21 protein-coding genes and 1 tRNA gene are annotated in these 20,943 nt (G+C 62.9%); 8 read left to right on the top strand and 14 right to left on the bottom strand.

The window, feature by feature from the left end; all coding sequences use genetic code 11:
• Positions 1–17: 17 nt before the first annotated feature.
• The 7 genes from pth to D886_RS0113690 form a co-directional block, all read right to left on the bottom strand.
• Positions 18–602 carry an aminoacyl-tRNA hydrolase gene (gene pth, locus D886_RS0113720; protein WP_008099045.1) on the bottom strand — a complete coding sequence of 195 codons (585 nt, stop codon included), beginning with the start codon at positions 600–602 and terminating at the stop codon, positions 18–20.
• 79 nt (positions 603–681) lie between these two features.
• Entirely contained in the window at positions 682–1,275 is a 594-nt protein-coding gene (locus D886_RS0113715; RefSeq protein ID WP_027594479.1) for a 50S ribosomal protein L25/general stress protein Ctc, read from the bottom strand.
• 122 nt (positions 1,276–1,397) lie between these two features.
• Positions 1,398–2,339, bottom strand: a complete 942-nt coding sequence (locus tag D886_RS0113710) for a ribose-phosphate pyrophosphokinase (RefSeq protein WP_003247410.1) — start codon at positions 2,337–2,339, stop codon at positions 1,398–1,400.
• Between the two features lie 48 nt (positions 2,340–2,387).
• Positions 2,388–2,462 (bottom strand) — tRNA-Gln (locus D886_RS0113705).
• Positions 2,463–2,481: 19 nt separating this feature from the next.
• Positions 2,482–3,342, bottom strand: coding sequence for a 4-(cytidine 5'-diphospho)-2-C-methyl-D-erythritol kinase (ispE, locus tag D886_RS0113700; RefSeq protein ID WP_027594478.1), 861 nt, complete (start codon positions 3,340–3,342; stop codon positions 2,482–2,484).
• Between the two features lie 3 nt (positions 3,343–3,345).
• The gene (gene lolB, locus D886_RS0113695) at positions 3,346–3,963 is read right to left on the bottom strand and encodes a lipoprotein insertase outer membrane protein LolB (protein WP_027594477.1); all 618 of its coding nucleotides are present in this window, start codon (positions 3,961–3,963) and stop codon (positions 3,346–3,348) included.
• A gap of 4 nt (positions 3,964–3,967) precedes the next feature.
• Entirely contained in the window at positions 3,968–5,689 is a 1,722-nt protein-coding gene (locus tag D886_RS0113690) for a tetratricopeptide repeat protein (protein WP_027594476.1), read from the bottom strand.
• 230 nt (positions 5,690–5,919) lie between these two features.
• Here D886_RS0113690 and hemA point away from each other — a divergent pair, with 230 nt between their 5' ends.
• The 6 genes from hemA (at position 5,920) to D886_RS0113660 (ending at position 11,270) form a co-directional block, all read left to right on the top strand.
• A complete protein-coding gene (gene hemA, locus D886_RS0113685; protein WP_027594475.1) occupies positions 5,920–7,197 on the top strand; it encodes a glutamyl-tRNA reductase in 1,278 nt (425 codons plus the stop codon).
• Complete coding sequence (prfA, locus tag D886_RS0113680) at positions 7,194–8,276, top strand: peptide chain release factor 1 (protein ID WP_027594474.1); 1,083 nt, start codon at positions 7,194–7,196, stop codon at positions 8,274–8,276. The genes hemA and prfA overlap by 4 nt, the downstream gene beginning before the upstream one ends.
• A complete protein-coding gene (gene prmC, locus D886_RS0113675; RefSeq protein ID WP_027594473.1) occupies positions 8,276–9,106 on the top strand; it encodes a peptide chain release factor N(5)-glutamine methyltransferase in 831 nt (276 codons plus the stop codon). The genes prfA and prmC overlap by 1 nt, the downstream gene beginning before the upstream one ends.
• Positions 9,100–9,855 (top strand): molybdopterin-synthase adenylyltransferase MoeB, encoded by a 756-nt coding sequence (locus tag D886_RS0113670; RefSeq protein WP_027594472.1) that lies wholly within the window; start codon positions 9,100–9,102, stop codon positions 9,853–9,855. The genes prmC and D886_RS0113670 overlap by 7 nt, the downstream gene beginning before the upstream one ends.
• The gene (murI, locus tag D886_RS0113665) at positions 9,848–10,645 is read left to right on the top strand and encodes a glutamate racemase (RefSeq protein ID WP_027594471.1); all 798 of its coding nucleotides are present in this window, start codon (positions 9,848–9,850) and stop codon (positions 10,643–10,645) included. Before D886_RS0113670 ends, murI begins: the two co-directional genes overlap by 8 nt.
• Before the next feature lie 106 nt (positions 10,646–10,751).
• Positions 10,752–11,270: an acyloxyacyl hydrolase gene (locus tag D886_RS0113660; RefSeq protein ID WP_027594470.1), complete on the top strand. Its 519-nt coding sequence runs from the start codon at positions 10,752–10,754 to the stop codon at positions 11,268–11,270.
• A 307-nt stretch (positions 11,271–11,577) separates the two neighbouring features.
• On the opposite strand, the gene D886_RS0113655 is transcribed toward D886_RS0113660, so the two are convergent.
• From D886_RS0113655 to D886_RS0113635, 5 genes are all read right to left on the bottom strand, one after another.
• On the bottom strand, positions 11,578–12,276 hold the full coding sequence (locus D886_RS0113655; RefSeq protein WP_177323894.1) for an SDR family oxidoreductase: 699 nt from the start codon (positions 12,274–12,276) through the stop codon (positions 11,578–11,580).
• Positions 12,273–13,715, bottom strand: a complete 1,443-nt coding sequence (gene phrB / locus D886_RS0113650) for a deoxyribodipyrimidine photo-lyase (protein ID WP_027594468.1) — start codon at positions 13,713–13,715, stop codon at positions 12,273–12,275. The genes D886_RS0113655 and phrB overlap by 4 nt, the downstream gene beginning before the upstream one ends.
• Positions 13,706–14,605, bottom strand: coding sequence for a MerR family transcriptional regulator (locus D886_RS0113645; RefSeq protein WP_027594467.1), 900 nt, complete (start codon positions 14,603–14,605; stop codon positions 13,706–13,708). The genes phrB and D886_RS0113645 overlap by 10 nt, the downstream gene beginning before the upstream one ends.
• A complete protein-coding gene (locus tag D886_RS0113640; RefSeq protein ID WP_027594466.1) occupies positions 14,595–15,563 on the bottom strand; it encodes a DUF523 and DUF1722 domain-containing protein in 969 nt (322 codons plus the stop codon). Before D886_RS0113640 ends, D886_RS0113645 begins: the two co-directional genes overlap by 11 nt.
• A 106-nt stretch (positions 15,564–15,669) precedes the next feature.
• Positions 15,670–16,656, bottom strand: coding sequence for an NAD(P)/FAD-dependent oxidoreductase (locus D886_RS0113635; protein ID WP_027594465.1), 987 nt, complete (start codon positions 16,654–16,656; stop codon positions 15,670–15,672).
• 187 nt (positions 16,657–16,843) lie between these two features.
• On the opposite strand from D886_RS0113635, the gene D886_RS0113630 reads away from it, so the two are divergent.
• Together D886_RS0113630 and hemH are read left to right on the top strand one after the other, a co-directional pair.
• Positions 16,844–17,749, top strand: coding sequence for a TIGR01777 family oxidoreductase (locus D886_RS0113630; protein WP_027594464.1), 906 nt, complete (start codon positions 16,844–16,846; stop codon positions 17,747–17,749).
• A gap of 13 nt (positions 17,750–17,762) precedes the next feature.
• Positions 17,763–18,776, top strand: coding sequence for a ferrochelatase (hemH, locus tag D886_RS0113625; RefSeq protein ID WP_027594463.1), 1,014 nt, complete (start codon positions 17,763–17,765; stop codon positions 18,774–18,776).
• A gap of 141 nt (positions 18,777–18,917) precedes the next feature.
• Here the strand turns inward: hemH and D886_RS0113620 are convergent, their stop codons facing one another.
• Positions 18,918–20,192 carry a uracil-xanthine permease family protein gene (locus D886_RS0113620; protein WP_027594462.1) on the bottom strand — a complete coding sequence of 425 codons (1,275 nt, stop codon included), beginning with the start codon at positions 20,190–20,192 and terminating at the stop codon, positions 18,918–18,920.
• Positions 20,193–20,194: 2 nt separating this feature from the next.
• On the bottom strand, positions 20,195–20,833 hold the full coding sequence (upp, locus tag D886_RS0113615) for a uracil phosphoribosyltransferase (protein WP_027594461.1): 639 nt from the start codon (positions 20,831–20,833) through the stop codon (positions 20,195–20,197).
• Positions 20,834–20,943: the final 110 nt, after the last annotated feature.

Here is a 20,943-nt window from a genome sequence, read left to right as displayed (position 1 = left end):
ATTCCCTCTCTAGGAAATCAGGCCTTCTGGCTGTGCAGTTCGCGCATCGCCTTGGCGAAATCGCCAGCGAGGACATCTGGCAGCACGCCGAGGGCAAAATCGATGCTGGCATCGAGCTTCTCCTGCTCGGCGCGCGGCGCGCGGCCCAGGACGAAGTTGGAGACCAGTTTGGCGTCGCCCGGGTGGCCAATGCCAAGCCGCAGGCGGTGGAAGTCGTTCTGGTTGCCGAGCTGCGCGATGATGTCGCGCAGGCCGTTGTGCCCACCATGGCCGCCGCCGCGTTTGAGCTTGGCGACGCCTGGAGGCAGGTCGAGTTCGTCATGCGCCACCAGGATCGCTTCCGGCTTGATGCGGAAGAAATTGGCCAAGGCCGCCACGGACTGGCCGCTACGGTTCATGTAGGTGGTGGGAATGAGCAGACGAACGTCGTTGCCCTGATGGCTGAATTTAGCCGTCAGGCCGAAATACTTGCGGTCAGCGGTCAAGGAGACGCGCTGGGCGCTGGCAATGCGTTCAACGAAAAGAGCCCCTGCGTTATGCCGGGTCTGTTCGTATTCGGGGCCGGGGTTACCCAGGCCAACGATCAACTGGATGGCGGTCACGTCAGGGGCTCTTCCTTGGAGTTGGTGGGTTACAGGGCGCGGGGCACTGTAACCCGATCAACACCGGCGTGCGAGTGGATTACTCGGCAGCGCCTTCAGCTTCTGGAGCAACGCGTGGCGCGTGAACGTTGGCAACAGCTTTGTCATCACCGTGGGCCAGAGCGACGAACTCTACGCCTTTCGGAGCTTTCAGGTCCGACAGGTGGATGATGCTGCCGACTTCGGCGTTGGCCAGGTCAACTTCGATGAACTCAGGCAGGTCTTTGGCTTCGCAAGAAACTTCGATCTCGGAAACAACGTGCGAGATCTCGCCGCCTTTCTTGATCGGGGCTTCTTCGCCGATGAAGTGAACCGGAACCTTGGCGGTCAGCTTCTGGCCAGCAACGACGCGAACGAAGTCAGCGTGCATGATGAATTGCTTGGCTGGGTGGCGCTGCATGGCCTTGACGATGACGTTTTGCTTGACGCCGTCAACGTTCAGCTCGATCACGTGGCTGTAGGCAGCTTCGTTTTCGAACAGTTTGGCGATTTCCTTCGACACGATGGTCAGGGACTCGGCGTCTTTACCGCCACCGTAGACAACGGCAGGGATGCTCAGCGAGTGACGCAGGCGGCGGCTCGCACCTTTCCCCAGGTCAGTACGCTTTTGGGCGTTCAGGATGAAATCAGTCATTTTGCTTCTCCAAAATAGCCATCTCCCGCAGGCGTTTGCGACCAGCGCCAAACGGGGTGGGCAAAAAAGCCCCGCCCCAACACATGCTGGGGCGGGGCGCTTCACATCAACACGTGTTCCGCTTAGCGGAACATCGCACTGATCGATTCTTCATTGCTGATGCGGCGTACCGCTTCAGCGACAACCGGTGCGATATCCAACTGGCGGATACGGTCACAGGCTTGAGCAGCGGCGGACAGCGGAACGGTGTTGGTCACCACCAGCTCGTCCAGTACCGACTTCTCGATGTTCTCGATCGCGCGGCCCGACAGGACAGGGTGCGTGCAGTAGGCATAAACCTTGGCAGCGCCGTGCTCTTTCAGGGCTTTGGCCGCGTGGCACAGGGTGCCGGCGGTGTCGACCATGTCGTCTACCAGGATGCAAGTGCGCCCTTCGACGTCGCCGATGATGTGCATAACCTCGGAGTGGTTAGCCTTTTCGCGGCGTTTATCGATGATACCCAGATCGACACCCAGGGACTTGGCGACGGCGCGTGCGCGCACGACACCACCGATGTCCGGGGAGACGATCATCAGGTTCTCGAAACGCTGGTCTTCGATATCGTCGACCAATACGGGCGAGCCGTAAATGTTGTCGACAGGAATATCGAAGAAACCCTGGATCTGGTCAGCGTGCAGGTCGACGGTGAGTACACGGTCGATACCTACGACAGTGAGCATGTCAGCGACGACTTTGGCGCTGATAGCAACACGTGCCGAACGCGGACGGCGGTCCTGGCGGGCGTATCCGAAGTAAGGAATCACGGCGGTGATTCGGGATGCTGAGGAGCGGCGGAAGGCGTCGGCCATCACTACCAGTTCCATCAGGTTATCGTTGGTCGGGGCACAGGTCGGCTGAATAATGAAGACGTCTTTACCGCGGACATTTTCATTGATCTCAGTGCTGATCTCGCCGTCGGAGAATTTACCGACAGAGACGTCACCGAGAGGGATATGCAGCTGACGTACGACACGCCGAGCCAGATCGGGGTTAGCGTTCCCCGTAAAGACCATCATCTTGGACACGCGCAGTACCTGAAGGCTGAGGGTATACCTGGATGAGTATAAGGAAAATGGCAGGGGCGGCTGGATTCGAACCAACGCATGGCAGGATCAAAACCTGCTGCCTTACCGCTTGGCGACGCCCCTGTATCTGTTGCTGCGAGCGCTATGCACTCGACTTCTTGACCAGACTTTGTAGCTTGCGATGCAACATCGAAATATTGCTTCCTTTCGCCACAAACCCTGTTTGGGTCGCTGAAAGAAGGGCCAGAACTTTATCAGCTTCGGCTTTGCTTGGGAAGGCCCCAAACACACAACTTCCAGTTCCGGTTAGCCGAGCTTCGGTGAATTTACCCAGAGAATTCAATGCGTTTCGAACTTCTGGATAACGCTGCTCAACCACCCGTTGGCAGTCATTTCGACTGTTTCCCTCGGGAACGGGGCGCATCTTAAGGGGGAGGGAATCACGTGTCAACTGCGGATGTGAAAAAATTTCTACAGTACTGACAGACACTTGCGGCACCAGCACGACATACCAGGGTTCGTCAGGCTCGACCGGGGTCAGTTGTTCGCCGACACCCTGGGCGAATGCCGCGTGGCCGCGAACGAATACCGGCACGTCGGCGCCCAGGCTCAGGCCCAGGGCCGCCAGGCGGTCTTCATCCCAGCCCAGTTGCCATAAGTGCGCCAGCGCCAGCAGGGTGGTCGCGGCATCCGAGCTGCCGCCACCGATGCCACCGCCCATGGGCAAGACTTTGGTCAGCCAGATATCGGCGCCAAGCGTTGTGCCGGATTGCGCTTGCAGTTTGCGTGCGGCGCGTACGATCAGGTTGCTGTCGTGGGGCACTGCCTCGATGTCGGTGTGCAGGCGGATTTCGCCGTCTTCACGCAGGGCGAAGGTCAATTCGTCGGCGTGGTCGAGGAACTGGAAGACGGTTTCCAGCTCGTGGTAACCGTCCGGGCGGCGGCCGATGATGTGCAGCCACAGGTTGAGCTTGGCCGGGGCCGGCAGGGTGAGCGTGTTCATCGATCAGTGCCCCAGCTGGCGTGGCTGCCAATCCTTGACCACCAGGGTCACGTCGAGGTCCTTGCCGTGCAGTTTCAGGCGCTCGGGCAGCCAGTAGCCATTCTGCTCGGTGTAGCTCAGGTACTGGACCTGCCAGCCATCCTGGTCGAGGCTGGCCAGGCGGCTGTCGCCGTCCAGGGTCAGCTTGCTCTTGCTGTCGGGCGCGGGCAGGCCACGCACCCACCAGACCAAGTGCGATACCGGCAGTTGCCAGCCCAGTTGTTCTTCCAGCAGGGCCTCGGGGCTGGTCGCTTCGTAGCGGCCCTGGTTGGCCACTTCCAGCACCACGCCACCGGGGCGGCCGGTCAGGCGGGCGGCGCCACGGCCCAATGGGCCTGCCAGGCGGATGTCGTAGTAGTCCTGGCGTTGCAGCCAGAACAACGTGCCGCTGCCGGAATCGCGCGGGGCGCGGATGCCGACCTTGCCGTTGATCTGCCAGCCATCCAAGGTGCTTAGTTGCGCCTTGTGCTGGCGCCACTGCTGCGGGTCGCCTTGGCCCTGCAGGGCTTCGCGGCTACCGAAGCCGGCACAGCCCGCGAGCAGGGCGATCAGGGTGAAGGTGATGAAATGGCGCAGGAACATGGCGTTAAAGGGTCTCTGATCCGGTCAGGCGCAGTACGGTCTTGCGCAGGATAGGGCTGTCGGGCTGGGCTTCGAAGGCCTTGGCCCAGACCTGGCGGGCTTCACGGCGCTTGCCGTTGGCCCACAGGACTTCGCCCAGGTGAGCGGCCACTTCATGGTCGGGGAAGCGCGCCAGGGCCTGGCGCAGGTAGCCTTCGGCTTCGTCGAGTTTGCCCTGGCGGTAGGCGACCCAGCCCAGGCTGTCGAGCACGGCCGGGTCGTCTGGCGTCAGCTGGTGCGCTTTGTCGATCAGCGCCTTAGCTTCGGCGTAGCGGGTGGTGCGGTCGGCCAGGGTGTAACCCAGGGCGTTCAGCGCCATGGCGTTTTCGGGTTCGCGGGCGATGATGGCGCGCAGGTCTTTTTCCATCTGCGGCAGGTCGTCGCGCTTTTCGGCCAGCATAGCGCGGGTGTAAAGCAGGTTGAGGTCGTCCGGGTAGCGCTGGATGGCCTGCTGCAGCACCTGGTTGGCCTGGGCATCCTTGTTGTTGTTGCTGTAGCTTTCCGACTCGATCAGGTACAGCTGCACAGCGACGTCCGGCTGCGCCTCACGGGCTTCGGCGAGCAGGCGCGAGGCCTCGCTGCCGCGGCCGTTGGCAATCAGGATATCGGCCTGGCGCAGTTGCGCCGGCAGGTAGTCGGGGCCGGGGCCGACCAGGGCGTATTCGCGCAAGGCGGCTTCGGGGTCGTGGCGCTCTTCGCGGATGCGGCCCAGGTTCAGGTGGGCGGCATCGACGTTGCTGTCACGCTCGACCAGCTCCTGCAGGTAGCCTTCGGCTTCATCCCAGTCTTTGTTTTCCAGGCAGACCAGGGCCAGCGAGTAACGCAGCTCATCGTCTTCGGGGTACTGCTGGACCAGGCTGATGAACTCGCTTTTGGCATCGGCCATGCGGTCCTGCTCGACCAGGGTGCGGGCGTAGGTCAGGCGCAGCCGTTTGTCATCCGGGTTGTCGCGGATCGCACCGCGAAGCAGGGGCAGGGCCTCTTTGCCGCGGTCGAGGGCTTGCAGCAGGCGGGCGCGCAGCAGGACCGGGGCGATCTCGCCGTCTTGCGGCGGGTGCGCCTCAAGCAGCTCAAGCGCTTCTTCGGTCTTGCCGTCCTGGTTCAGCAGCAGCGCCTTGCCGAACACCAGTTGGCCGTTGTCCGGGTACTTGACCAGCAGGCGTTCGAAGCTCTGCAGCAAGCCGTCGCGGGTGCTCTGGTCGGTCTCGGCGGCGGACAGGGCGAGGAAGTCGAAATGGGTATCGCCCTGGCCCTGCAGGACTTTTTCCATGTAGACCATGGCATCGTCGTAGCGCCCGGCACGGGCCAACTGGATGGCGGCGGCGCGTTGGGCGTCGAGGTTGTCAGGGTCGTTGCGGGCCCAGACCAGGGCGTTGTCCAAGGCCGGCTCGTCGGCGCCGAGGTATTCGGCGATACGGTAGGCACGCTCGGACACGCCAGGGTCCTGGGTCTTTTCGGCCTGGTCGGTGTAGTTGGCCAGGGCGATGTCGAAGCGGTTGCGCTGGCCGGCCAGCTCCGCGACCAGCAGGCTATAAAGGGTGTCTTGCTTGAACGAACCGTACACCACGGGTTTTTCGGCCTCGCCTGTGCCGGCCTCGGCAACGGGAGGCTCGGCTTTTTGCGGGGCCAGGCTCTGGCAACCCTGGAGCAGGGCGAAGGCAAGCAGCAGTGCGTAGGGTCTGTTCATAAAAAGGCTTAAAAGGACTCACCGGCGGTCGGAGCATGATGACACAAGCGCGGTGGCAAACCCACCTGCGAAGCATTTGGTTAACTGCGACCATGGCAGGGGCAAGCAGGTTCCGGGTGAGCGCTGGCAGGGGATATTCCGGCGCCATCACGACAATAGCGAACGGTGGTTGTTCTGGAACCTGCGAAAGAGGACAATTATCGGCTTCTCGTCACAACCAGCGACCTTGCATGGCCTTTCTTGCACTTGGTATCAACCATAAGACTGCCTCGGTAGACGTACGCGAGCGCGTGGCGTTTACCCCAGAGCAGCTGGTGGACGCCCTGCAGCAGCTCTGCCGACTGACCGCCAGCCGTGAAGCGGCGATCCTGTCGACCTGCAACCGTAGCGAGCTTTATATAGAGCAGGACCACTTGTCTGCCGACGCGGTGCTGCATTGGCTAGCCGATTATCACCGCCTGAGCCTGGATGAACTGCGCGCCAGCGCCTACATCCATGAAGAGCACGACGCTGTGCGGCACATGATGCGCGTGGCCTCGGGCCTCGACTCGCTGGTGCTTGGCGAGCCGCAGATCCTCGGCCAGATGAAGTCTGCCTACGCCGTGGCGCGTGAGGCCGGCACTGTCGGCCCGCTGCTCGGGCGCCTGTTCCAGGCCACCTTCAGTGCCGCCAAGCAGGTGCGCACCGACACCGCGATCGGCGAGAACCCGGTCTCGGTGGCGTTCGCCGCAGTGAGCCTGGCGCGGCAGATCTTCAGTGACCTGGGGCGCAGCCAGGCGCTGCTGATTGGCGCCGGCGAGACCATCACCCTGGTCGCCCGCCACCTCCACGAGCAAGGCGTGCGGCGTATCGTCGTGGCCAACCGGACCCTGGAGCGCGCCAGTACCCTGGCCGAGCAGTTTGGCGCCCATGCCGTGCTGCTGGCCGACATCCCGCAAGAGCTGGCCAACAGCGACATCGTCATCAGCTCCACCGCCAGCCAGTTGCCGATCCTCGGCAAGGGCGCGGTCGAGAGCGCGCTGAAGCAACGCCGGCACAAGCCGATCTTCATGGTCGACATCGCCGTCCCGCGTGACATCGAGCCCGAAGTCGGCGAACTCGACGACGTTTACCTCTACACCGTCGATGACCTGCACGATGTGGTCGCAGAAAACCTCAAGAGCCGCCAGGGCGCTGCCCAGGCCGCCGAAGAGCTGGTGTCGGTGGGCGCCGAAGACTTCATGGTGCGCCTGCGCGAGCTGGCTGCGGTGGACGTGCTCAAGGCCTATCGCCAGCAAAGCGAGCGGCTGCGGGATGAAGAACTGCAAAAAGCCCAGCGTCTGCTGGCCAACGGCGGCAACCCCGAAGACGTGCTGGCCCAACTGGCCCGGGGCCTGACCAACAAACTCCTGCACGCCCCCAGCGTGCAGCTGAAAAAGCTCTCGGCCGAGGGCCGCCTCGATGCGCTGGCCATGGCCCAGGAACTCTTTGCCCTCAACGAGGGCTCGACGGACAAATCCTCGCAATGAAAGCGTCGCTGCTGAACAAACTGGATATCATCCAGGACCGCTTCGAAGAACTGACCGCACTGCTCGGTGACGCTGAAGTCATCTCCGACCAGACGCGTTTCCGCGCCTATTCCCGCGAATACGCCGAAGTCGAGCCGGTCTACGCTGCCTATCAAGCGTGGCGCAAAGTCCAGGACGACCTCGAAGGCGCCCAGGCGCTGCTCAAGGACAGCGACCCGGACATGCGTGAAATGGCCGTGGAAGAAGTGCGCGAAGCCAAGGAGCAATTGCTGACGCTGGAAGCCCAGCTGCAACGCATGCTGCTGCCCAAGGACCCTAACGATGGGCGCAACGTGTTCCTCGAAATCCGCGCCGGCACCGGTGGCGACGAGGCGGCGATCTTTTCGGGCGACTTGTTCCGCATGTATTCGCGCTATGCCGAGAAGCGTGGCTGGCGCTTGGAGATTCTTTCCGAGAACGAAGGCGAACACGGCGGCTACAAGGAAATCATTGCCCGTGTCGAAGGCGAAAGCGTGTACGGCAAGCTCAAGTTCGAATCGGGCGCACACCGCGTGCAGCGCGTGCCGGAAACTGAGTCCCAAGGCCGTATCCACACCTCGGCGTGCACCGTGGCGGTGCTGCCCGAGCCCGACGAGCAGGCCGCGATCGAGATCAACCCGGCCGACTTGCGCGTGGACACCTACCGCGCCTCCGGCGCCGGCGGCCAGCACATCAACAAGACCGACTCGGCGGTGCGCATCACCCACTTACCCACCGGTATGGTGGTCGAGTGCCAGGAAGAACGCTCGCAGCACAAAAACCGCGCGCGCGCCATGTCCTGGCTGTCGGCCAAGCTCAACGACATGCAGACCAGCGCCGCGCAGAACGCTATTGCCAGTGAGCGCAAGCTGCTGGTGGGCTCCGGTGACCGCTCCGAGCGTATCCGCACCTACAATTATCCACAGGGCCGGGTCACCGATCACCGCATCAACCTGACCTTGTATTCGCTGGACGACATCCTCGCCGGTGGCGTAGACGCCGTGATCGAACCGCTGTTGGCCGAATACCAGGCCGATCAACTGGCCGCCCTGGGGGACTGATGACCATCATCGCCAGCTTGCTGCGCAATGCGCAGTTGCCCGAATCGCCCACCGAGCGGCTGGATGCCGAACTGTTGCTGGCTGCGGCCATCGGCAAGTCGCGCAGCTACCTGCATACCTGGCCCGAGCGCATCGTCAGCAGCGAAGCGGCCGACACCTACGCCGGTTACCTGCAGCGCCGCCGTAGTGGCGAGCCGGTCGCCTATATCCTCGGGCAGCAAGGGTTCTGGAACATCGACCTGGAAGTGGCGCCGCATACGCTGATCCCGCGTCCGGACACCGAGCTGCTGGTCGAGACTGCCCTGGAGCTTCAGCCAGCAACCCCGGCCAAGGTGCTCGACCTGGGCACCGGGACCGGGGCCATTGCCCTGGCGTTGGCCGGCGATCGCCCGGCCTGGCAGGTGACAGCGGTAGACCGGGTGGAGGAGGCGGTCGCGTTGGCCGAGCGTAATCGACAGCGCCTGGGGCTGGCTAACGTCCAGGTGCGTGTCAGCCACTGGTTCGATGGCCTGGGCGATGCGCGCTTTGACCTGATTGTCAGCAACCCGCCGTATATCGCCAGTGAAGACCCGCACCTGGTCGCCGGCGACGTGCGCTTCGAGCCCAGCAGCGCGCTGGTGGCGGGCACAGATGGCCTGGACGACCTGCGCGTGATTGCCGCCCAGGCGCCACGTCACCTGCTGCCAGGTGGCTGGTTGTTGTTGGAGCACGGCTACGATCAGGCCGCAGCGGTGCGCGCCTTGCTGGCTGAACACGGCTTTAGCGAGGTGGCCAGCCGCACGGACCTGGGCCGCCATGAACGCATTACCCTGGGGCGCCTGCCATGCTGAGTGATCAGGAACTGTTGCGCTACAGCCGGCAGGTCTTGCTGGCGCAGATCGATATCGACGGCCAACTGCGGCTCAAGCAGAGCAAGGCCCTGATCGTCGGCCTCGGTGGCTTGGGCTCGCCTGTCGCGCTGTACCTGGCTGCGGCGGGCGTGGGTGAGCTGCACCTGGCGGACTTCGACACCGTCGACCTGACCAACCTGCAACGCCAGGTGATCCATGACAGCGCAAGCGTCGGCATGAGCAAGGTGGACTCGGCGCTGCAGCGCCTGGAGGCGATCAACCCAGAGATCAGCCTTGTCGCTCATCGCCAGGCGTTGGACGAGGACTCGCTGGCCGCTGCGGTGGCGGCGGTCGACCTGGTGCTGGACTGCTCCGACAACTTTTCTACCCGCGAGGCGGTCAACGCTGCGTGCGTTGCTGCCGGTAAACCGCTGGTCAGTGGCGCGGCGATCCGCCTCGAAGGCCAGCTGTCGGTGTTCGACCCGCGGCGTGACTACAGCCCTTGCTACCACTGCCTGTATGGCCATGGCAGCGAGGCTGAACTGACCTGCAGCGAAGCCGGTGTAATCGGCCCGCTGGTGGGGCTGGTAGGTAGCCTGCAGGCCCTAGAAGCGATGAAACTCTTGGCGGGGTTCGGCGAGCCACTGGTGGGCCGCCTGTTGCTGATCGATGCCCTCGGCACGCGCATTCGTGAGCTGCGGGTCAAGCGCGACCCGGCTTGCGCGGTCTGTGGCAAGCGCGATGGCTGAGCGTTCGGCGCCGATTGGCGTAATGGATTCGGGGGTCGGCGGTTTGTCGGTACTGGCCGAGATCCAGCGCCTGCTGCCTAACGAATCACTGCTGTATGTGGCCGATTGCGGGCACGTGCCTTACGGTGAAAAGTCGGCGGATTACATCCGCCAGCGCTGCCGGCGTATTGCCGAGTTCTTTCAGCAGCAAGGCGCCAAGGCCTTTGTCCTGGCCTGTAATACCGCGACAGTGGCGGCCGTTGCCGACCTGCGCGAGCTGTACCCGCAATGGCCGCTGGTAGGCATGGAGCCAGCGGTAAAGCCGGCTGCTGCAGCCACCCGCTCCGGCGTGGTCGGCGTGCTGGCCACGACCGGCACCTTGCAGAGCGCCAAGTTCGCGGCGTTGCTCGACCGCTTCGCCAGCGATGTGCGCGTGGTCACCCAGCCTTGCCCCGGCCTGGTCGAGCGGATCGAAACCGGCGACCTGAGCAGCCCGGCCTTGCGCCAGTTGTTGCTCGGCTATGTGCAGCCGCTGCTGGCGGCTGGCTGCGACACGCTGATCCTGGGTTGCACGCATTACCCCTTCCTGCGCACGCTGCTGGCCGACATGGTGCCGGCGGACGTGGCCATCATCGATACCGGCGCCGCCGTGGCACGTCAACTGCAGCGTCTGCTGGGCGCCAGCGACCTGCTGGCTGAGGGCCCGGCAGTGGATACCCGCTTCTGGACCAGTGCCGACCCACAATCCCTGAGAAAAATCCTACCGTTGCTGTGGCAGAAGTCCGACAGTGTGCAACGCTTTACGTTGTGAAAAAAACGTGAAAATCAGCTGAACTATCGTACCACTGCCGATTTCTACCGATTTGCCTGACACGAGGCGAACACTAACAACAGCATTAGGAAGAAGGATGTTTCTTATGAGGAAACTGCTCGGCTTGGCGGCGGCTGCCGTCTTTACCTTGGGGCAAGCAGTGTCGGCGCAGGCGGCCGATGTTTCATTTTCGGTGGGGCAGACGGGTGACTCGACCATGGTCTACCGGCTGGGTCTGCAATCGAACTGGGACGCGAGCTGGTGGCAGACCAACGTTGGCCGCCTGACCGGGTATTGGGATGGGGGTTACACCTACTGGGATGGCGACAAGACCGCGAGCAACCACAGCCTGTCGTTCGCACCGGTATTCGTTTATGAGTTTGCGGGGGATTCGGTAAAGCCCTATATCGAGGCCGGGATTGGCGTCGCGGCCTTTTCCAGCACTGAGCTTGAAAGCAATGAACTGGGCTCGGCGTTCCAGTTCGAAGACCGAATCGGTTTTGGACTGCGCTTTGCGGGCGGGCATGAAATTGGTGTGCGTGCCATTCACTATTCCAATGCTGGCATCAAGCAACCTAACGACGGTGTAGAGAGCTACAGCCTGCATTACCGCATGGCGCTCTAGCTACCCCGCACCCTTGTAGGAGCAGCCTTGCGCTGCGAAGAGGCCGGTAATAGCAGCAGAGATTCTTTGTGGTCTCACCGGCCTCTTCGCAGCACAAGGCTGCTCCTACAGGTCCAGCGTTTCCGGTACCTGGCGTCTTCCAATGCTGGACGGTGTAGAGCGCTACAGCCTGCATTACCGCATGGCGCTCTAAGCTGCCCCGCACCCTTGTAGGAGCAGCCTTGCGCTGCGAAGAGGCCGGTGATAACAGCCGAGATTCTTTGTGATTTCACCGGCCTCTTCGCAGCGCGAGGCTGCTCCTACAAGATCAGGGCCGTAGTGGCCACAAGCTGCTCAGGTCCAGCGTCTCCAGTACCAATTCCGGCTCGCGTTGCGGTAATCGCTGCAACAGTTCCTCGGCAGCGCTTTCAGGCGTCCAGGCCTCGGGTATCGCTTGCGCCGTTGTCACGGGTGTTTTCAACGATTGTGGCCCCACTACCGTCAAGCTGATCTGCAGCTTATCCAGTACCTGGCGTTGCTCGCGAAGCCACTGGGCAGTGCTGTTGAAGCCGCTGGCAACCTGGGTGGGTGCAAACAGCTGCGAGGCCGAGTAGCGATTGAGGATGGCCATTACCTGAGGTGCATCACCCTTCGTCAGCAGCGGCAAGGCACTGGTCAGGCAATGTTCGCTGGCCACCAGGTTGCCGCTGGCGATGGCCTCGAACAGCTCGTCATCGGGCACGTCGTCGGCCAGGTAATCACTGGTGCCGGCATTGATGATCAGGCAATCCAGCGAACCCCAAGTATTCAGCAACAATGTACTGGCTGCATCCGCCTGTTCCAGTACCTGCAACTCCCCCGGCAGCCGCACCAACTGCGGGGCGAAACGTTCGCCCAGTGTATCCAGTGCTTCGCATTCCCTGGCACTGGCGGCCACCCGATGCCCTTGCTCGAGCAGCCGCTCTACCAAAGCCAGCCCTAATCCGTTACTGGCCCCTGTTACCCAGAAACTGCGAGTACTGTTCACGATACTGCCCCCTGATCCTGCCGGCGCGGAAGGCCTTTGAAGGCTTCCAATGCACGCTGGCGACTGCTGCCGAGATCGACTATTGGATTGTGATACGAATTAGGTGCAAAAAGATCCGCAGCCTTTACGGGCTGATGAATGGCTTTCTCATCCAGTGCTTGCAATTCCGGTACCCAGTGGCGAATGAATCGCCCTTGCGGGTCGAAGCGCTGAGACTGCGAAACCGGGTTGAAGATGCGGAAGTAGGGCACTGCATCGGTCCCGGTGGACGCGCTCCATTGCCAGCCACCATTGTTGGCCGCCAGGTCACCGTCTATCAGATGGAGCATGAAATGCCGTTCGCCTTTGCGCCAGTCGATCAGCAGGTTCTTGCTGAGAAACATGGCGACGATCATGCGCAGCCGGTTGTGCATCCACCCGGTGTCCAGCAACTGGCGCATGGCGGCATCGATGATCGGGAAGCCGGTGCGCCCCTGTTCCCAGGCCGCGAGGTCTTCAGGCGCATCGCGCCATGGCAAGGCTTCGGTGTGGGTGCGGAAGGCGCGGTGCCGGGAGACCTGTGGATAACCCGTCAGGATGTGCTTGTAGAACTCCCGCCACAGCAGCTCGTTAATCCAGGTTTGGACGCCCGTGCTGCCGCTGTCGAACTCGCCCCGGTTGCACGCCAGGGCGCCGTGCAGGCATTGCCGGGGCGAGATTACCCCAGCGGCCAGATAAGCCGAGAGCTGGCTGGTGCCCGGCTTGGCGGGGAGGTCGCGCAGGTGATGGTAGTCGTCAATCACCTCATCAAGAAAGCGCGTCAGGCGGCTCTGCGCCTCGGCTTCCCCTGCTGGCCAGTGGTCGCTCAAGGTGCGCGGCGGTGTGTCGAAGCCCTCTATTTGCTCGGGTATGGGGTCGCTGGCGATTTTCAGGGGCGACTGCGGTTTAACCCGAGGGGCTAACGCCGGGAGGCTGCGGTGCAAGTGTTCGAGGCAGTTTTTCTTGAACTGGCTGAAGACCTGGAAGTAGTCACCACTGCGGGTGAGGACCGTGCCTGGGCGGAAGAACAGCTGGTCGAGGTAGCTGTGCGCCTGGATCGCTGACTGTTCTAGCAGTGCCCGTGTAGCCTGGTCGCGGCGCTCTTCGTTGATGCCGTATTCCTCGTTCCAGTGCACGCCCTCGACCCGGTGCTGACGGCAGGCGTCCAACACGGCCTGTGGCGCCTGATCCCACGTATCGACGGTGCGGATCAGCAACGGGATGTTGAGGGCCTCCAGCGACTGACGCAGCGTGCGCAGGTTGCGCAGCCAAAAGTCGACTTTGCAGGCGGCGTCGTCATGCGCCTGCCACTGGCCGGGGCTGACCAGCCACAGGGCAAGGGTCGGGCCGCGTTCGCAAGCTGCGCTCAAGGCGGTGTTGTCGTCGATGCGCAGGTCACTGCGCAGCCAGATCAGTTGCATGGTGCATTCATCTCTACAGGCCGGCGGCCATTGCCTTGAAGCACGCGCAATGCCGACTGTGGGGTATCGAACAGGAAGAGCTCGGGAAGGTCGAGGGCGTTCAGGTGGGCCTGATGCAGGGCGAGCGTGGCGCCGCCCAGCAGTTTTGGCCCCGGTATGCCTTGCAGCAGGCGCTGCAAGGCTTTGCTGTCGATGCGTGGCCCCAGGTGCAGCAGGAGGGCGCGCGGCTGCAGTGCGGCGATCGCCCGTTGCAGCTGTGGGCCGCCAACCGGCTGTTCCAGCACTTCGACAGGGATGCCATTGCTGCTCAGCAGCCAGGCGCATAGCCACAGAGCGGGGTCGACGGCCTGCTCGCTGTCTTCGGCCAGCAGCACCGCTGGGCCTTGTAGCAGTTGGTTGTCGTGGTACACCCGGGCGCCGAGCTTGCTGCGCAGCCAGGTATGGAAAAACACCTGTTCAAGCCGGGCATTGAAATAGTTGCGCCAGCGCAGCTCCAGGCTGTCGAGCAGGGGCAGCAGCAGTTGCTCGCACAGGGTGATGGCGGGGTACAGCGCCATGGCTTGGTTGAGTTGCTGGTCGAGTGCACGTTGCGAGAGGTTGGCGATGGCCTCGATCAACTGCGCCTGCCGGGCCTGCCAGTCGCTTTGCGGGGCGCTGCTGGTGGGTTTGTCGAGCAGCTCACGCACCTGGCCCACCGACGCGCCGCGCTGCAGCCAGGCCAGGATCGCTTCGACCCGTTCGACCTGCTCGATGGAATACAACCGGTGCCCTTTAGCGGTGCGTTGCGGCTTGAGCAGGCCGTATCGACGTTCCCAGGCACGCAGGGTGACGGGGTTGACGCCGGTGCGGCGGGCGAGCTCGCCGATAGGCAGCAGGCTTTCAGACGGCATTACGAAGCCCCAGGCTCTCGGGGTGTGGTTGCAGGTAGGCTTGCTGCATCAGGTAAGGGTCGGGGTGTTTGCGCAGGTGATGCTTGAGCAAGGTCAGTGGCACGACCAGCGGCACCACGCCTTGTTGGTACTGGCTGATGAGGGTTTGCAATTCGGCTTTGTCCTGTGCGGTCAGGGCATCTTTGAAGTAGCCACTCAGGTGCTGCAGCACGTTGCAGTGCGTGCCACGGCTGGCACAGCGACGCAGCGCTTGCATCAGCTCGCTGAAGTAACGTGGCCCGATCTCCTGTGGGTCGTCATCGCGGCTCATGGTGCCGAGCAGCCGCCCCAGCGTGCGGTAGGCTTGGGGGTTGTTGGCCATCAACAGGTACTTGTAGCGCGCATGAAAGCGCACCAGCGCGCCGCGGCTGAGGCCTTCGGCCAACAGGCGCTGCCAATCGGCGTAGGCGTACACGCGGCTGATGAAGTTTTCGCGCAGCACGGCATCGTGCAGGCGGCCTTCCTCTTCCACCGGCAGGTCCGGGCGCAGGCTGCAGAAAGCGTGGGCATAAACGCCGCGGCCGCCATGGAAGGCGGGGTGGCCGTTGTCCTGGTAGACCTTGACCCGCTCCAGGCCGCAGGAGGGCGACTTCTGCATGAAGATGTAGCCGCAGATATCATCGAGCTCGCCGGCCATCTGCTCGCCATAGGTGCGCAGCGGGCCGGTCAGGTCCATGCCGGGGTTGCGGGTGCCGACCACTTCGGGTTGCTCAGGGTTGCCGACCAGGCGGATAGGATCGCGTGGAATGCCGAGGCCGATAGCCACTTCTGGGCAAACGGGCACCCATTCGAAATGCGCTTCCAGTTGTGTGCGGCACAGGTCGGAGGCCTTGTGCCCGCCGTTGTAGCGCACACTGTGGCCGGTCAGGCAGGCGCTGATCGCGATGCGAGGCTTGCTGTGGGCGGTGGCGGCTTGCATGGCTGTCTCCGGAAAACCTGTACGTGAAATCAAATTTGTACAAGTTTATTCCAGCACAGCTACGGAGTTATGCAAACAAGTTTTTTTGTACAGCTTCAGCGCCCGCTCAGTCGAGGTGTTCCAGCAGCCGTCGGGCCGCTTCCTGGCCGCTCAGCCACGCGCCTTCGACCCGCCCGGACAAGCACCAGTCGCCACAGGCATACAGGCCTTGATCGGCATCGGCCAAGGCGCCCCACTCGTGGTTGCTGGTGGGGCGTGCATACAACCAGCGGTGGGCGAGGGCGAAGGTGGGGGCCGGTACCACGCAGCCGACCAGTTCGGCGAACTCGCCCCACAACTGCTCGATCACCTCTTCCTTCGACAGGTCGATGTGCTGCCGGCTCCAGTTCGACGTGGCATGCAGCACCCAGGTATCGAGGTGCTCGTCCCGCCCTGGCTTGCTGCGGTTGCGGGCCAGCCAGTCGAGCGGGTTGTCCTGCACGAAGCAGCCTTGCATCGGGGTGTCCAATGGGGTCTGGAAGCCCAGGGCAACCGCCCAGGTGGGCTCCATCTGCACGCCTGCGGCCACCGCAGCGAGTTTGGGGGTCGAGGCCAGCAGCGGCGTGGCCTGTGGCGCCGGCACGGCGATTACCACGCGGCTGAATGGGCCGTGGCTGCAGCCTTCGGTGTCTTGCAGGTGCCAGTACTGTTTGCCGCGGAACACTTCAGCAATGCGGCAGCCAAAGTTGACGGTCACATCCTTGAGCAGGCCACGGGTAATGGCGCTCATGCGGGGCACGCCGACCCAGCGTGTTTGCTCGTCTGGGGAGGGGGTGAGTTCGCCATCGCGGTAGTTGTACAGCTGCGGCTTCCACTGCTCGGCCCAACCGGCGGCTACCCATTGCTGGACCTGTTCGACGAAGCGCCGATCACGGGCAGTGAAGTACTGGGCGCCCAGGTCCAGCGCGCCAGCGTCGCTGCGCTTGCTGGCCATGCGCCCGCCACTGCCGTGGCCTTTGTCGAACAGGTGCACGGATTGCCCGGCCTTTTGCAGCGCCTGGGCGGCGGACAGACCGGCGATACCGGCACCGATGATGGCAATAGGTACTGTCATGATGGCCTCTTCAAACCTTGCTGTGAGCAGACTACGCTGTCAGGCAAACCTGTACAATGCACAACTTTTGTATAAGGTTATTCCGCTTTATAGAGCAGGTTGGCCTATGTTTATCCGAGAGCGTCGGGTCAAAAAAGTGCCTTGATCTTAAAAATAGACCACAGCCGCATTCTGCGAGGACACAGCCATGCATATATTGCTGACAGGCGGCACTGGCTTGATTGGCCAGCATCTGTGCCAGTTCTGGCTCGGCCAGGGCCATCGCCTCACGGTCTGGAGCCGCCGACCGGAGCAGGTGCCCAAACTGTGCGGTAGCGGGGTGCGCGGTATCGCCCAGTTGGACGAACTGCAAGCGGACGATCACCTCGACGCGGTCATCAACCTGGCGGGTGCGCCGATCGCCGACCGGCCTTGGACCGGAGCCCGGCGCAACCTGTTGTGGGCCAGCCGTATCACCCTCACCGAGCAACTGCTGGCGTGGCTGGGTGCGCGTGAGCAGCGCCCTGAGGTGCTGATTTCTGGTTCTGCGGTGGGTTGGTATGGGGACGGCGGTGAGCGTGAACTCACCGAGGCGTCCCAGCCGGTGCGCGAAGATTTTGCCAGCCAGTTGTGTATCGCCTGGGAAGAAACAGCCCAGCGTTCGCAAGCTCAAGGCATCCGCGTGGTGTTGGTGCGCACCGGGTTGGTACTGGCCAGCGATGGCGGCTTTTTGTCGCGCCTACGGTTGCCTTTCAAGCTCGGGCTGGGCGGGCCGTTGGGCGATGGTCGGCAGTGGATGCCGTGGATCCATATAGACGACCAGGTCGCCCTGATTGATTTTCTCTTGCAGCATAAGGACACCAGCGGTCCTTATAATGCCTGCGCCCCAGAGCCTGTGCGCAACCGTGAGTTCGCCAGGCGGCTGGGCCGTGCGATGCACCGGCCAGCGCTGCTGCCTGTGCCTGCGCTTTTGCTGAAGGCAGGGCTCGGCGAGCTGTCGACGCTGCTGCTCGGCGGCCAGCGGGCGCGCCCGGTGCGCTTGCTGGCGGCAGGTTTCACTTTCCGTTTCAACGATCTGCAATCGGCCCTGGACGACTTGTCCAGCCGCCTCTGACATAGGACGCTGCATGACCGATCACGCCCTGCTGCTGGTTAACCTGGGGTCCCCGGCCTCCACTTCGGTGGCCGATGTGCGCCGTTACCTCAACCAGTTCCTGATGGACCCGTATGTGATCGACCTGCCTTGGCCGGTGCGGCGCTTGCTGGTGTCGTTGATTCTGATCAAGCGCCCGGAACAGTCTGCGCACGCCTACGCGTCGATCTGGTGGGACGAAGGCTCGCCACTGGTGGTGCTGACCCGCCGCCTGCAGGCGGCGATGGTCGAGCACTGGCCCCATGGCCCGGTGGCAATCGCCATGCGCTACGGCCAGCCGGCGTTGCCCGAAGTGCTGGAGCGCCTGGCAGCTCAGGGCGTGCGCAAGGTCACCTTGGCACCGCTTTATCCACAGTTCGCCGACAGTACGGTGACCACTGTGGTGGCGTTGGCCAAACAGACGGTCAGCGAGCGCCAGTTGCCGTTGCAGATGCGCGTGCTGCAGCCGTTCTACGACCATCCCGAGTACATCGAGGCGTTGGTGGCCAGCGCCAAGCCTTACCTGCAGCAGGATTACGACCACCTGTTGCTGAGTTTTCATGGGCTGCCGGAGCGGCATCTGAAAAAGCTCGACCCCACCGGTAAGCATGATTTTCAGGCGGCCGATTGCTGCAAGGACGCCAGTGCCGAAATGCGCGCCGTGTGTTATCGCGGGCAGTGTTTGGCCACGGCCAAGGCCTTTGCGCAGAAAATGGGCATACCGGATGGCAAGTGGTCAGTGTCGTTCCAGTCGCGCCTGGGGCGCGCCAAGTGGATCGAACCCTATACCGAGACGCGGCTGGACGAGTTGGCCAAGGCGGGGGTGAAGAAGCTGCTGGTGATGTGCCCGGCGTTCGTTGCCGATTGCATCGAGACGCTGGAAGAGATCGGCGATCGCGGCAAAGAACAGTTCATCGAAGCCGGGGGCGAGGAATTGCTGCTGGTGCCGTGCCTGAATGATCACCCAGAGTGGGTGAAGGTGCTGGCGGGGATGTGCGAAAAGGCCTGAATGAGTCCGCCCTTGTGGGGGCGGCCTTGTGCTGCAAAGAGGCCGGTGATGACACAGAAGATTGATGTGTTGTCACCGGGCTGTTCGCAGCACTAGGCTGCTTCTACAGAAGAGGCGTTTTGCGGCAGGAGCCCGTGTCACTCAAGGCAGCTGATCATCCAGCTTCTTGTTCTTCCAGCCATCATTGCCCGGCAGGATCAGGTTCAGGGCAATGGCCACCACGGCGCACAGGGCGATGCCCTTCAGGCCCCAATCGTCCGGGCCGTCACCGCTGCCGATCAACACGCCGCCAATACCGAACACCAGGGTCACCGAAACGATCACCAGGTTGCGCGCCTCGGCCAGATCGATCTTGTGGCGGATCATGGTGTTCATGCCCACCGCCGCAATCGAGCCGAACAGCAGGCACAGAATGCCGCCCATGACCGGTACCGGAATGCTCTGCAGCAGCGCGCCGAACTTGCCGATGAAGGCCAGGGTAATAGCAAACACCGCCGCCCAGGTCATGATCTTCGGGTTGTAGTTCTTGGTCAGCATCACCGCGCCGGTCACTTCGGCGTAGGTGGTGTTGGGTGGGCCACCGAACAGGCCGGCAGCCGTGGTCGCCAGGCCGTCACCCAGCAGGGTGCGGTGCAAGCCAGGCTTTTTCAGGTAGTCGCGTCCGGTGACGCTGCCCACCGCAATCACCCCACCGATGTGCTCGATCGCCGGTGCCAGGGCTACCGGCACGATGAACAGGATGGCCTGCCAGTTGAACGCCGGCGCGGTGAAGTTGGGGATCTCCAACCACGGTGCAGCGGCAATCTTGGCCGTGTCGACCACGCCAAAGGCAAACGCCAGGGCAAAGCCCACCAGTACGCCGGAGATGATCGGCACCAGGCGGAAGATACCCTTGCCGAAAACTGCGACGATCAAGGTAGTCAGCAGTGCCGGCATCGAGATCAGCATGGCGGTCTTGTAAGGCATCAGCGCAGCACCGTCACCGCCCTTGCCCATGGCCATGTTGGCAGCGATGGGCGCCATGGCCAGGCCAATCGAGATGATCACTGGGCCAATCACCACAGGCGGCAGCATGCGGTCGATGAAACCGGTGCCTTTGATTTTTACCATCAGCCCCATGAAGGTGTAGACGAAGCCTGCGGCCATTACGCCGCCCATGGTTTCGGCCAGGCCGAACTGGCCCTTGGCAAGGATGATCGGGGTGATGAAGGCAAAGCTGGATGCCAGGAACACCGGGACCTGACGGCCGGTGACCAGCTGGAACAGCAGCGTGCCGATACCGGCGGTGAACAGCGCGACGTTCGGGTCGAGGCCGGTGATCAGTGGCATCAGCACCAGCGCGCCAAATGCCACGAAGAGCATCTGCGCGCCCGAAACGACCTGGCGCCAAAGCGGGTCGTTGAAGCCGTCCTGCATGGTCAGGCGTCCTTTTGCTTGGTGCCGAAGATCTTGTCGCCGGCATCACCCAGGCCTGGCACGATGTAGCCATGCTCGTTCAGGCGCTGGTCGATCGAAGCGGTGTAGATCTGTACATCCGGGTGGGCTTTTTCCACCACATTGATGCCTTCGGGTGCGGCGACCAGCACCATGGCGCGAATCTCTTTGCAGCCCGCTTTTTTCAGCAGGTCGATGGTGGCGACCATCGAGGCGCCGGTGGCCAGCATCGGGTCGATGATCAGGGCCAGGCGCTGGTTGATGTCCGGCGCGAGCTTTTCCAGGTAGGTGTGAGCTTCGAGGGTTTCTTCGTTGCGCGCGACGCCGACGGCACTGACCTTGGCACCCGGAATCAGGCTGAGCACGCCGTCGAGCATGCCGATGCCGGCGCGCAGGATCGGGACGACGGTAATCTTTTTGCCGGCGATTTTTTCGACCTGCACCTTGCCACACCACCCGTCGATCTCGTAGGTTTCCAGTGGCAGGTCCTGGGTGGCTTCATAGGTCAGAAGCGCGCCGACTTCCTGGGCAAGTTCGCGAAAATTCTTGGTGCTGATGTCGGCACGGCGCATGAGGCCGAGCTTGTGGCGGATCAGCGGATGGCGGATCTCACGAGTGGGCATAGGGGGGGCTCCGAAAGGCGGGCAAAAAAACCGCGCTAGATTAATCTATTCAGCCTGTGCTGTCGTGTAGTCCTTTTGGACGTTAGTCCATAAATGCTTGATCTGTGGCG

The sequence above is a fragment of the Pseudomonas sp. LAIL14HWK12:I7 genome, from assembly GCF_000483465.1.
Taxonomy (GTDB): Bacteria; Pseudomonadota; Gammaproteobacteria; order Pseudomonadales; family Pseudomonadaceae; genus Aquipseudomonas; species Aquipseudomonas kermanshahensis.
Note: the sequence above shows the minus strand (reverse complement) of the source record. Positions and strands in the feature narration are given on the sequence as shown.

Excerpts from the sequence above, each read along its gene's own strand:
- prfA (WP_027594474.1), top strand. The coding sequence starts at position 7,194 with ATGAAAGCGTCGCTGCTGAACAAACTGGATATCATCCAGGACCGCTTC.
- ispE (WP_027594478.1), bottom strand. The coding sequence starts at position 3,342 with ATGAACACGCTCACCCTGCCGGCCCCGGCCAAGCTCAACCTGTGGCTG.
- hemH (WP_027594463.1), top strand. The coding sequence starts at position 17,763 with ATGACCGATCACGCCCTGCTGCTGGTTAACCTGGGGTCCCCGGCCTCC.
- D886_RS0113690 (WP_027594476.1), bottom strand. The coding sequence starts at position 5,689 with ATGAACAGACCCTACGCACTGCTGCTTGCCTTCGCCCTGCTCCAGGGT.
- prmC (WP_027594473.1), top strand. The coding sequence starts at position 8,276 with ATGACCATCATCGCCAGCTTGCTGCGCAATGCGCAGTTGCCCGAATCG.
- lolB (WP_027594477.1), bottom strand. The coding sequence starts at position 3,963 with ATGTTCCTGCGCCATTTCATCACCTTCACCCTGATCGCCCTGCTCGCG.
- D886_RS0113635 (WP_027594465.1), bottom strand. The coding sequence starts at position 16,656 with ATGACAGTACCTATTGCCATCATCGGTGCCGGTATCGCCGGTCTGTCC.
- D886_RS0113640 (WP_027594466.1), bottom strand. The coding sequence starts at position 15,563 with ATGCAAGCCGCCACCGCCCACAGCAAGCCTCGCATCGCGATCAGCGCC.
- D886_RS0113630 (WP_027594464.1), top strand. The coding sequence starts at position 16,844 with ATGCATATATTGCTGACAGGCGGCACTGGCTTGATTGGCCAGCATCTG.
- D886_RS0113620 (WP_027594462.1), bottom strand. The coding sequence starts at position 20,192 with ATGCAGGACGGCTTCAACGACCCGCTTTGGCGCCAGGTCGTTTCGGGC.
- D886_RS0113645 (WP_027594467.1), bottom strand. The coding sequence starts at position 14,605 with ATGCCGTCTGAAAGCCTGCTGCCTATCGGCGAGCTCGCCCGCCGCACC.
- murI (WP_027594471.1), top strand. The coding sequence starts at position 9,848 with ATGGCTGAGCGTTCGGCGCCGATTGGCGTAATGGATTCGGGGGTCGGC.
- phrB (WP_027594468.1), bottom strand. The coding sequence starts at position 13,715 with ATGCAACTGATCTGGCTGCGCAGTGACCTGCGCATCGACGACAACACC.
- D886_RS0113670 (WP_027594472.1), top strand. The coding sequence starts at position 9,100 with ATGCTGAGTGATCAGGAACTGTTGCGCTACAGCCGGCAGGTCTTGCTG.
- upp (WP_027594461.1), bottom strand. The coding sequence starts at position 20,833 with ATGCCCACTCGTGAGATCCGCCATCCGCTGATCCGCCACAAGCTCGGC.
- D886_RS0113660 (WP_027594470.1), top strand. The coding sequence starts at position 10,752 with ATGAGGAAACTGCTCGGCTTGGCGGCGGCTGCCGTCTTTACCTTGGGG.
- hemA (WP_027594475.1), top strand. The coding sequence starts at position 5,920 with ATGGCCTTTCTTGCACTTGGTATCAACCATAAGACTGCCTCGGTAGAC.
- D886_RS0113715 (WP_027594479.1), bottom strand. The coding sequence starts at position 1,275 with ATGACTGATTTCATCCTGAACGCCCAAAAGCGTACTGACCTGGGGAAA.